The organism is Halalkalibacterium halodurans, from assembly GCF_004376175.1.
In the GTDB taxonomy this organism is placed as follows: Bacteria; Bacillota; Bacilli; order Bacillales; family Bacillaceae_D; genus Halalkalibacterium; species Halalkalibacterium halodurans.
Window position 1 is genome coordinate 26,786 of sequence record NZ_SNUY01000041.1, and the last position, 9,938, is coordinate 36,723.

The window sequence follows — 9,938 nt, forward strand, 5'->3', positions numbered from 1 at the left end:
GCAGTTCTAGCTGCATATCCATGAAAATGCACCTCGCAAATTGGTATTTTTGGTTGATTCGTTACTTCCATTTTACCATTTTTCGCTAAGGTGCATTTTTATTTTTTTTCGGATTTTATGGCTTTTTGAACAAGCTCTGTAAATAAAATCGCGCCAGTCGAAACCAGAGTAAAATGCCTAGACGTTCATTTCTTCGTTCGTTCACCGACTAGCCACCTCCGTTCTTTCCACATCAGTTTAGCATTAAACTTAACATCTGTAAATTATTTTGCTCCCTTTCCTAAGACTCAGAAACTACAGTGTTACGCTCGTTTTTTTCGATGGCTTTTTTCTGTCACCTTTATGCATGTCGCTTGTTGCAAACAACACACCCGTTAATGTTAAAATACCACCAACGACCGAAACATATCCTGGAATTTCGTGTAGCCATAGCCAAGATAGAACCATGGCGAGAACAGGGGTGATGTACAAAATAATCGTTGCTTCAGATGCTCCCGCCTTCATCGTTACATACGCAATGGCAAAGTAGGGAACGACAGTAGGAAATAAGCCCAGATATACGACAACCATCGTATGAGATATGTCGGCTGTTTGTATGCTCATCCAAAGACCTGGAGCAAAAAACAACATCCATAAAATACCAGATATTATCGTATACAACGTAAAAGGCAAAAATCCGTATTTCATCAAATACTAAGGTTTTACACGTTCATTAGAAATGGAAAATCGATGCAACGGAGATAACGAAATCACGGACATCCCTTCCATTGATAGGAACTATCGGGAATTCACCTACAGTTTTCCCATCCTTACTTAAAAGCGATCCCCAGTTATGAAGGGGACCGCTTTTAAGTAAGCTCTTCTACTCATCAAGTAAGGCTTCCTTTGCTAACATGGCGATCGTCATATCCTCGCTCGGAGGATTGTGCAAGCCAGCGCGCATATCACGATAGTACCGTTGCAAATCATGATCCATATGCAAACTGTGAGCACCAACAATACGCATCGCTATATCCACGACGCTCAGTCCGTTATTGATAACCGTTACTTTTGCCATCGCTAGCTCCCTTTTCATTTCCTCTCGCTCCAAGTCAGAGCTTTCATCCCACTGTCTAGCAACCGAATGAAGAATGGTGCGACTTTGCATAAGAAGCATCGCCATTTCTCCGATTTTTTGCTGTACATGGGGTAACGTTGAAATCGTTCCGTCTAGTGTATTTGGTGAATACTGCTTCGCAAAGCGAATCGCCTCATCATAAGCCGCCTGACTAATGCCAAGATAGCATGCCGGAATATGAAGAAGCCAACCTGCTGCTTTTTTCATTCCAGGCTCTATTCGTTCCATAAGCGCTTCTAACGGTAAACGAACATGATCAAGGACAAGGTCGTGACTTGATGTAGCCCGCATGCCAACCATGTTCCACGTCTCATCAATCGTGACACCTCTCGCGTTCATCGGGACTAAAAATTGCCCCACTTCATTTTCACCTGCAATGGTGGCCGTCACCAACGCGTAATCCAACGCTGGTGCCATACTCGTAAACGTCTTTCTCCCTTGGATAACCCACTCTTCTCCACTTTTTGTCGCTGTCGTCGTGGGCTTCCCGCCGCGGGCTGGACTGCCTGTCGCTTTTTCTGTCGCCGCTGAATTCAATAGAATTTGCTTGTTTTGGATTTGCTCACAAATCAAGCGGTACTCCGGCTTTTTCCACTGTGCAGTAGCCCTCCATTGAAAGATTTGACCGACGTGCCAGCCAATCGACAAAGCTGTTGCACCATCAAAACGGGCAATCGTTTCTTGATGTTTCATCATTTCAAGCAGTGTTATTTCTAGGCCACCGAAAGTCCTCGGCAACGCTAAGCTAGGATAGCCAATCTTTTTCAACGCTTCAATATGAGCAAACGGGAACGTGCTTTCCTGATCATGAATTCGCGCCCCCTCTTGAAACGCTGAGGCCACTTTTTTCGTTACCGTAAGTCGCTGCGCTTCCGTCTCACATGTCAAAAGGTCCATCGTCTTTCCTCCTTCAGTTCCTTCTTCTACTGTAGCAAATCTAGTCACTTCCATCGAATGTTTTGATTGGTTTTCTAACAATATCTCCAAAAATTTCTTTTTAAAAATCCTTGACAACTTTGAATTCCTTCGTTAAATTAATAGTCAAAGATAGTCAAAGTCAAATTTCGTATTTTAAAAAGGTCAAAGTTAATCAAAGTCAAAAAAATAAATGAGGAGGTATGTATGATGAAATGTCAACAATGTCAAACCAATGAAGCGACTGTCACTTTGCACGTAAAGATTAATCAATCCAGTCAACAACTTCATGTTTGTTCAAGCTGCTATCAACAGATCGAGCAGCCATTTGGTTTTTCCGACTTTTCTTCATTTGACGACATGTTTAAGCAATGGATCGGTTCTACTTCTTCTTCTATGAATGGAAGCGATCAACCTGTAAGCTCTATCGCAATGAAATCAAAAACAAATCATAGCGGAGGTGGTTTTTTAGATCAGCATGGTCGAAATGTAACGGCAGAAGCAAAAGCAGGACAAATCGACCCTGTTATTGGACGTGACCAAGAGGTTGAACGGCTGATCCAAATTTTATGCCGCCGTACGAAAAATAACCCTGTGCTGATTGGAGAAGCTGGTGTCGGGAAAACGGCGATTGTCGAAGGCTTTGCTCGACGAATCGCCGAAGGCAACGTTCCGGCGAAAATGAAAAACAAGGAAGTGTACGAACTTGAGCTATCCTCTCTCGTGGCAGGAACGAGCTATCGCGGCCAATTTGAAGAAAAGATGGAGCAACTCGTCCGTGAACTAGAAGCGCGGGACGACGTCATCCTCTTTATCGATGAAATCCATATGGTCGTAGGTGCAGGTGCTACGTCTGAAGGCTCAATGGATGCCGGAAATATCCTGAAACCCGCCCTTGCTAGAGGCCAATTGCAGATCATTGGTGCAACTACTTTAAACGAATACCGTAAAATTGAAAAAGATCCGGCCCTTGAACGTCGCTTTCAACCAATCACAGTTAAGGAGCCGACACTTGAAGCAGCTGTTGAGATTTTAAAAGGGGTGCGCCCCATCTATGAAGCTTATCATCACGTAAGCTACCCTGATGATGTACTTGAAGCGTGCGTTCGCTTATCCGATCGATACATTCAAGATCGTTTCTTGCCAGATAAAGCGATTGATTTAATGGATGAGATTGGCTCAGCGCTCACTCTTACATCTGGTCCTACGACCCTTGATGAACTAAAGGAACGCCTTGCTGAAATCACAAAAGAAAAACAACAGGCGACGGCACAAGAAGATTATGAACGTGCAGCCAAACTCCGTGATGAGGAAAATTTGTTGCACAAGCAAATGAATGAAAACCGTGCGGAAAAAACTGAAGTTACTGTTGCAGACATTCAAGGGCTCATTGAAAAACGGACAGGCATTCCTGTTCGCAAGCTGCAAAAAGCAGAGCAAACGAAAATGAAAGATTTGCACAACCGTCTCGCTAGACAAGTGGTTGGTCAGGCAGAAGCGGTTGAAAAAGTAGCAAAAGCGATCAAACGGAGCCGTGCTGGATTGAAGCCGAAAAATCGCCCGATTAGCTTTATGTTTGTAGGACCAACAGGTGTTGGTAAAACGGAACTGACGAAAACACTAGCCCAAGAATTGTTTGGCTCAAAAGAAGCGATGATCCGCCTCGATATGAGTGAGTTTATGGAAAAACACTCTGTCTCTAAACTAATTGGATCACCTCCAGGTTATGTCGGACATGACGAAGGCGGCCAATTAACAGAGCAAGTTCGCCGTAAGCCTTACAGCATCATTTTGCTTGATGAAATTGAAAAAGCGCACCCTGATGTTCAGCATATGTTCTTGCAAATCCTTGAGGACGGACGTCTCACTGACAGTCAAGGCCGAGCCGTCTCCTTTCAAGATACGGTGATCATTATGACGTCCAACGCAGGTGTTGGTGTCAAAAAAATAACCGTCGGCTTTGAGAAGAATGTGGAAACACAAAATAAAGCCGGAATTCTTGAACAAATCAACCAATACTTTAAACCTGAATTCTTAAACCGTCTTGATGCGATTATTGAGTTTAACCATCTCACAGAGCAAGATCTTATGCGAATTGTTGACTTGATGCTACAAGACTTAGGAGACCGTCTAGCTGAACAAGATATATCCCTTACTGTCTCTGAGAAAGCAAAAGCACAACTCGTTAAAATTGGCTCTGACCGTGCATTTGGCGCGAGACCGTTGCGCCGGGCAATTCAAGACCATGTCGAGGACAGCATAACCGAAAAGCTGATCGATGAAGAAAGCATCAACGCCATTCATGTCGATTATGATGTCGTTCAACAATCGTTCACTTTCGCGTAAAACCCGCGTCATTTAGCGCGGGCTTTCTTTTTGTGTTAAGAAGGCATAAAAAATTTTCGTTTTAACTTATACGGTCCTACTGTCGCCCCTAGGCTCTTACAATCGCAGATTTCTTTAGTTGATTAAACAGATGCCCGCCATCCATGGTACAATAGAAAAAAGATTTGAACTTTAACAAAGAGGAGTTTTTCAAGTGCACTCACCTGTTCTATTGTTAATCGATGGCTTTAATTTGCTGAGCCGCGGTTATTTCGCTACATCCTATGGAAAAGACGAAGCCCAGTTACCTCGCAATGAAGCTGGCTACTACATTAACGCATTGCGGGTGTTTTTCCCAAAACTTTTTCAGCTCATTCGTGAGCACAACGTGACCCATGTGGCTGTCGCATGGGATGTGAAGCGGGAAGATAGCCATAGAAGACAAGCATTCGCTTTTTATAAAGCCTCTCGCGGAGAACTGCCAGAAGCTTTAATTGAACAATATGAAACGGCTACCTCACTGTTAGAGGAGATCGGCGTCGCTCAAGTGACGATTCCACCATACGAAGCAGACGATACGATCGGTGCTTTCGCCTGCCGTTGGGCCAAGGAAGAGAAAGGCCATTGCTTCATTTACAGCAATGATCGTGATTTATTACAACTGCTCTCTAAATCCACATCACAGATCATTTCCAGTAAAGGCAAGGACCTGATCTACACAGAAGAGAATTTTAGGAACGACTACAACATTAGTCCTGCACAATGGGTCGATGTCAAAGCATTACTTGGTGATAAAAGTGACAACATCCCTGGGTGCCCCGGTGTCGGAGAAAAATCGGCCCTTCCTTTAATCCAGCAATACGGAACCATTGAAACACTATATGAACAAATAGAAGATCTAGATCCAAAGTACAAACGATATCACAAAAAACTAGTCGCTGGTGAGGAAAGTGTGATCATAAGCAAGGAACTTGCCACGATTACGACTAAGATTGAGGGTATTTCCTCTTTTTCTTTAAACAGCCTTGTACTAACAACACCTGCCGATTTGATCATAGACACCCTCGCTCGTTGTGGGATTCGCGTGAAGCTTGCCCCGGTGCAAACAGAGCTAAAACTAGGATAGACTTCCATGAAACATCCCGATGATATTACACGTTGTCGGGATATTACCGGTTAGAGCAGCTGCCATCGATTCAAACGATCATGTTTAGATTATCTAAGATGTCCAGTGATGCCTTTTATCATTGACAAAAGAGAAACCTCTAAGGAAGGTGCAGCACCGTCGCCAGCGGTCGTAAAAGTAAATAATCTCTCCCTTGCTCTAGCAAATTTCAAACATTAGCATCTTGGGCCCTTCGTCTCATCCAGCGGCTAGGTCAGCAGCTGCCCAAACAGCTGAATAGTCGTCTAATGGAAATATGCGAACTTGTATGCTACTAGAGACTTCTGAACAACCCATCATAGCCAAAACAAGGAGAGGAAACGATGGACTATCAACTTAACTGTGTCAAAAACTATTTGTCTCTCTTGCAATTACCAATCAACCAACCGTCATATGATTATTTAGCACGTATATGCCAAGCTCATTTAAGTACGTTCCCGTTTGAAAATATAAGCAAGCTTCTATTCTTTAGGAATCGACAAATAGGCATCCCCACAATGGAGCAATTTCTTTCACACTATAAAAGCTACCATTATGGAGGAACATGTTATACTTTGAACGCAAATCTCTTTCGCCTATTACAAGCACTGGGCTTTGATACCTATCCGGTGATGCTTGGTGGAGAACACCTAGGAATCATTGTCCAAATGGACGACGAGCCATTTTATGTAGACTGCGGTGCCACTGCCCCTTTGTTTAGTCCTGTACGTTTGGAGGGGCATGCTACAACCTCGACCCGGTTTGGCCGTGATGAAGTGCTTCTCCAACCGGATGACACCCCCCCATTCAATTATAAATATATTCGCATAATTGATGGGAAACAAAGCGGCAACACGTGGTACTTTCATTCTCATGATAAAAAAACTATTAATGATTTTTTACCTGCTCTTGAACGTTCATATCAACTCGGCACCACATTTATGTCGATCTTAAGATGTCACCTCTATCAGCCAGATCAAAAGCGTAGTGTATCGCTCGTTAATTCGCGCCTGACCGTTCAATATGATAACGGTGAAACAGTCGTTACTATGCTAGAGTCTGAACAAGAGATCGAAGAGGTGTTGTTCGATGAGTTCAAGCTATCGAGATTACCAGTCCGAAAGGCGATCGCTGTATTAAAGCAATTGTCTGTCGACCTATTTACAGAATCATGACAGGGTGACGGGAGATGCCGAACATGCAAAAAACAGGTAAAAATGGCTTTTACCTGTTTTCGTGTACCGTTACATCCACTTCTATTGTTTCAACGCTTACGATTCTTCATCCTCTAGTGTAATTACTTCACCATCAACCGTTTTGAATGTTCGCTCATAATTGCGGTGGTTGATGACGGTTCTTGAATGGGGATACGTTTCTTCCTCACCTGGAATCGGGTAATCTAGAAATTCAGCAACTACGCTATTCGTGTGAATGGCAAGTACCTTCATTTTATGTCCCTTAAAAAGGATGACTTCTCTCTCTTGTGCAATCGCCAATGGATCAATCGCTTGCTTTTCTTCTGCCATGACAAGGTCCTCCTCTGTACCAATAAAAAACCACTAGATACTTCAATACCCTTTTCTATTGGTAAAACATTATTTGGAACGAATCTTTACTATCGTATCATAATTCGACAAAAGTGTCTCGATTCCTCCCTTGAATTCTTTCTGAAAACTCTCCATATGTATCAAGTATATTTAACCCTTCTCAAAAAGAGAAAACGTTTCATTAGGCCTAAAAACAGGCGACTTTTTGCCTTCCAATCGTCACAATATTTGTCGAAGGAGCGGGGAATTATATGCTAAAAATACTGAATATTCTGTTTTGTATTGTCAATTTAATTAATCCTTGATATACTGTGGTTCAATCCAAATTTGGAGGTGTTTTCCATGGGACGAGTTCGACTGATTCCCTACGAAGTGACATCCATTCAAGATGACACAAAAAAGATCCCTCCAGGCATTGAGATGATTGAAGCTCCAGATCTTTGGCAGCAAGGGTACAAAGGAAAAGGAATTGTCGTTGCTGTTTTGGACACTGGTTGTGATGTGGAGCATTATGAACTACGTGACCGAATCATAGGCAAACACAATGTGACCTCAGATGACGGTAATGATCCCGAAATTGTTTCCGATCAAAATGGACATGGAACCCATGTGTGCGGTACCATTGCAGCGACGGAAAACGACCGTGGCGTGATCGGAGTGGCTCCTGAGTGTCAGTTGCTCGTCGTCAAAGTTTTATCGAATCGAGGCTTCGGAACGACCGAATGGGTTGTAGAAGGAATTCGCCATGCGATCAATTGGGAAGGTCCAAATGGTGAGAAAGTTCAGGTTCTATCCATGTCACTCGGTGGTAAGGAGAATGATCCTCGCCTCCATGATGCGATTAAAGAAGCCGTCGCTTCCGGGCGCTTAGTCGTTTGCGCCGCAGGAAACGACGGAGATGGTAATGAGGAAACAGATGAGTTTGCCTATCCTGGCGCGTATCCTGAAGTCGTTCAAGTTGGCTCTGTTTCATTATCAGGAGAGATTTCTCGTTTCAGTAACTCCAACTGCAAAATCGATTTAGTTGCTCCGGGAGAGAGGATTTTATCTACTTATCCTGGTGACAAATTCGCCACACTGACTGGCACCTCGATGGCTACTCCTCATGTGACAGGCGCTGCTGCTTTACTAATTGAAAAATTTGAACGAGAATTTGAGCGAAAAATCACAGAGCCTGAGCTTTTTGCTCAATTAATCAAACGAACCGCTTCCTTATCGTACAGCCGAAAACTGCAAGGAAACGGGTTATTGAAGCTAACTTCTGGCGGCTCGCGTATAAGTGAAACAGAAGATCGTATAGAAACAGCGTAATTTTTCATAGAAGAAAGCAGCCTTTTATGGGCTGCTTTTTAATTGATTAGCACTTTCCCCAAGATGCGCCGATGATGATGAGAAGGATAAACAACACTACGATTAGCGCAAAACCTTTTCCTGGGCAGTGGCCAACACCTGCAACTGGACCATAACCGTATCCACAATCAAATCCAGCACCTGCTACAGGACCGTAACCATATCCATACATACGTAAATTCCCCTTTCTTTCCATAGTTTCATTAGGCTAGCAACAAAAAGCTGAACCTACAATAACAAGTAAAATGAACAACACGACAATCAGCGCGAAACCTCCGCCATGGAATCCTGCACTCAAGACGTTCACCTCCTTACCCTTCTCATTGATACACTATGTCAGTGATTTTAGGTTTGATTGGGTTCTTGAATAAATAATCTATTATGATCCTTTGAAAAAGGGAGAGAAAGGCTTATATCTTGGGCTCTAACTAAAAAAGATGGGTCATCGCCCATCTTTTCCTCTTTTTTATTCGCGAAAATCTCCGTCATGAATAATGTCTAGATCGACGGTTATGCTCATCAAAAGGCTGTCCATTATTTAATGCTCATTTAAAAGTGGTAAAATATCTGAAATGGGAACAGCGAGGCCCCTCGTACTCCCCTCATCCATTCTGGAGCTCGCAGTTGGTCTGGCATATACGACCCCAACGACCTCTCCCTGCTCATTGATCACAGGGCTACCGCTGTGTCCGGGATAGATTGGATTTGTGATTTGCAATACGTTGTGCTCCCGTGTTTGTTCTAGTACCACACCTTCGTTCACAATTTGACTTTGAGACAATGGGTTCCCAATGACATAGATGGTGTCATCAACAGCCGCATCTTCTTTACTTAATGGTAAATGAGGAACAGAGGCGGCCTCAATTTGAAGCAATGCAACATCAAGAGCAGGATCAGTCCAAATAACCTCACCTTCGTATAATTCGCCACTTGGAAACGCCACAATAATCGAAGGCAGCTCATCAATAACATGATCATTTGTTAAAATGAGCCCGTCACCCGAAATGGCAAACCCGGTACCTCTCGATTGATGCCCATGAATCGTAACAACCGCTTCACTCATTTCTTGTATCTCTTCTCGTTCCATTAACTCCTCGGTTGATTGCCATAGGTTCCATAAATCAGCGTTCACATAATTCAATAACAACCCAAAGGCATTTAAAATAAGAAAGCCTGCAATGAGTAAAGCGATCCATTTTTTCAGTTTTCTTGATCGTTGCTTACGCTGAATCTCTTCTTCATCTGGAGGTTCTTCACGAAAAAAATCTTCTATGCTAGGTTCTTCTACTTCTTCGTCTAGCTCTTCCGATGGTTCTTTTTCATTTTGCCTCATTCATCAACTCTCCTGTATAAGACTTCTATGTATTAAGGATATCATATTTTAAATGGTTTTTTCGATTGCCAACGTAACCAGGATTGTGTCAACCTTTTGTGGGAGGAATATTTTCCATTCTCATAGGTGTAAGCGAATTCAGAATGTTAGGGTTCTCCTCTGTTAAGAATCTTAGGGCTTTTAAAAGCCTTTCAAGTCTTTCAGTGC

General features: G+C 43.1%; 10 protein-coding genes. 4 read left to right on the top strand and 6 right to left on the bottom strand.

Features of this window, described 5'->3' with window-relative positions; genetic code table 11:
* Positions 1-294 precede the first annotated feature (294 nt).
* Positions 295-687, bottom strand: a complete 393-nt coding sequence (locus E2L07_RS13385; protein ID WP_134229810.1) for a DMT family transporter — start codon at positions 685-687, stop codon at positions 295-297.
* Between the two features lie 175 nt (positions 688-862).
* Positions 863-2,014 carry an acyl-CoA dehydrogenase family protein gene (locus E2L07_RS13390; RefSeq protein ID WP_134229811.1) on the bottom strand — a complete coding sequence of 384 codons (1,152 nt, stop codon included), beginning with the start codon at positions 2,012-2,014 and terminating at the stop codon, positions 863-865.
* 228 nt (positions 2,015-2,242) lie between these two features.
* Between E2L07_RS13390 and E2L07_RS13395 the strand changes: the two genes are divergently transcribed.
* From E2L07_RS13395 to E2L07_RS13405, 3 genes are all read left to right on the top strand, one after another.
* Positions 2,243-4,378 carry an ATP-dependent Clp protease ATP-binding subunit gene (locus E2L07_RS13395; protein ID WP_134229812.1) on the top strand — a complete coding sequence of 712 codons (2,136 nt, stop codon included), beginning with the start codon at positions 2,243-2,245 and terminating at the stop codon, positions 4,376-4,378.
* Between the two features lie 193 nt (positions 4,379-4,571).
* Positions 4,572-5,483 (top strand): 5'-3' exonuclease, encoded by a 912-nt coding sequence (locus E2L07_RS13400; RefSeq protein WP_134229813.1) that lies wholly within the window; start codon positions 4,572-4,574, stop codon positions 5,481-5,483.
* A gap of 362 nt (positions 5,484-5,845) precedes the next feature.
* Entirely contained in the window at positions 5,846-6,676 is an 831-nt protein-coding gene (locus tag E2L07_RS13405) for an arylamine N-acetyltransferase (RefSeq protein ID WP_134229814.1), read from the top strand.
* Positions 6,677-6,772: 96 nt separating this feature from the next.
* On the opposite strand, the gene E2L07_RS13410 is transcribed toward E2L07_RS13405, so the two are convergent.
* The gene (locus tag E2L07_RS13410) at positions 6,773-7,027 is read right to left on the bottom strand and encodes a DUF2187 family protein (protein WP_010898339.1); all 255 of its coding nucleotides are present in this window, start codon (positions 7,025-7,027) and stop codon (positions 6,773-6,775) included.
* 363 nt (positions 7,028-7,390) lie between these two features.
* Between E2L07_RS13410 and E2L07_RS13415 the strand changes: the two genes are divergently transcribed.
* Entirely contained in the window at positions 7,391-8,359 is a 969-nt protein-coding gene (locus E2L07_RS13415) for a S8 family peptidase (protein ID WP_134229815.1), read from the top strand.
* A gap of 46 nt (positions 8,360-8,405) precedes the next feature.
* Here E2L07_RS13415 and E2L07_RS13420 read toward each other — a convergent pair whose 3' ends face one another.
* The 3 genes from E2L07_RS13420 to E2L07_RS13430 all read right to left on the bottom strand — a co-directional run bounded on the left by E2L07_RS13420 (position 8,406) and on the right by E2L07_RS13430 (position 9,731).
* Positions 8,406-8,570 carry a YjcZ family sporulation protein gene (locus E2L07_RS13420; protein WP_134229816.1) on the bottom strand — a complete coding sequence of 55 codons (165 nt, stop codon included), beginning with the start codon at positions 8,568-8,570 and terminating at the stop codon, positions 8,406-8,408.
* Between the two features lie 36 nt (positions 8,571-8,606).
* Positions 8,607-8,696 carry a YjcZ family sporulation protein gene (locus E2L07_RS13425; RefSeq protein WP_010898342.1) on the bottom strand — a complete coding sequence of 30 codons (90 nt, stop codon included), beginning with the start codon at positions 8,694-8,696 and terminating at the stop codon, positions 8,607-8,609.
* Positions 8,697-8,936: 240 nt separating this feature from the next.
* Positions 8,937-9,731, bottom strand: coding sequence for a S1C family serine protease (locus E2L07_RS13430; RefSeq protein ID WP_053431070.1), 795 nt, complete (start codon positions 9,729-9,731; stop codon positions 8,937-8,939).
* Between the last annotated feature and the right edge of the window lie 207 nt (positions 9,732-9,938).

Excerpts from the sequence above, each read along its gene's own strand:
- E2L07_RS13395 (WP_134229812.1), top strand. The coding sequence starts at position 2,243 with ATGAAATGTCAACAATGTCAAACCAATGAAGCGACTGTCACTTTGCAC.
- E2L07_RS13390 (WP_134229811.1), bottom strand. The coding sequence starts at position 2,014 with ATGGACCTTTTGACATGTGAGACGGAAGCGCAGCGACTTACGGTAACG.
- E2L07_RS13405 (WP_134229814.1), top strand. The coding sequence starts at position 5,846 with ATGGACTATCAACTTAACTGTGTCAAAAACTATTTGTCTCTCTTGCAA.
- E2L07_RS13385 (WP_134229810.1), bottom strand. The coding sequence starts at position 687 with ATGAAATACGGATTTTTGCCTTTTACGTTGTATACGATAATATCTGGT.
- E2L07_RS13410 (WP_010898339.1), bottom strand. The coding sequence starts at position 7,027 with ATGGCAGAAGAAAAGCAAGCGATTGATCCATTGGCGATTGCACAAGAG.
- E2L07_RS13430 (WP_053431070.1), bottom strand. The coding sequence starts at position 9,731 with ATGAGGCAAAATGAAAAAGAACCATCGGAAGAGCTAGACGAAGAAGTA.
- E2L07_RS13420 (WP_134229816.1), bottom strand. The coding sequence starts at position 8,570 with ATGTATGGATATGGTTACGGTCCTGTAGCAGGTGCTGGATTTGATTGT.
- E2L07_RS13415 (WP_134229815.1), top strand. The coding sequence starts at position 7,391 with ATGGGACGAGTTCGACTGATTCCCTACGAAGTGACATCCATTCAAGAT.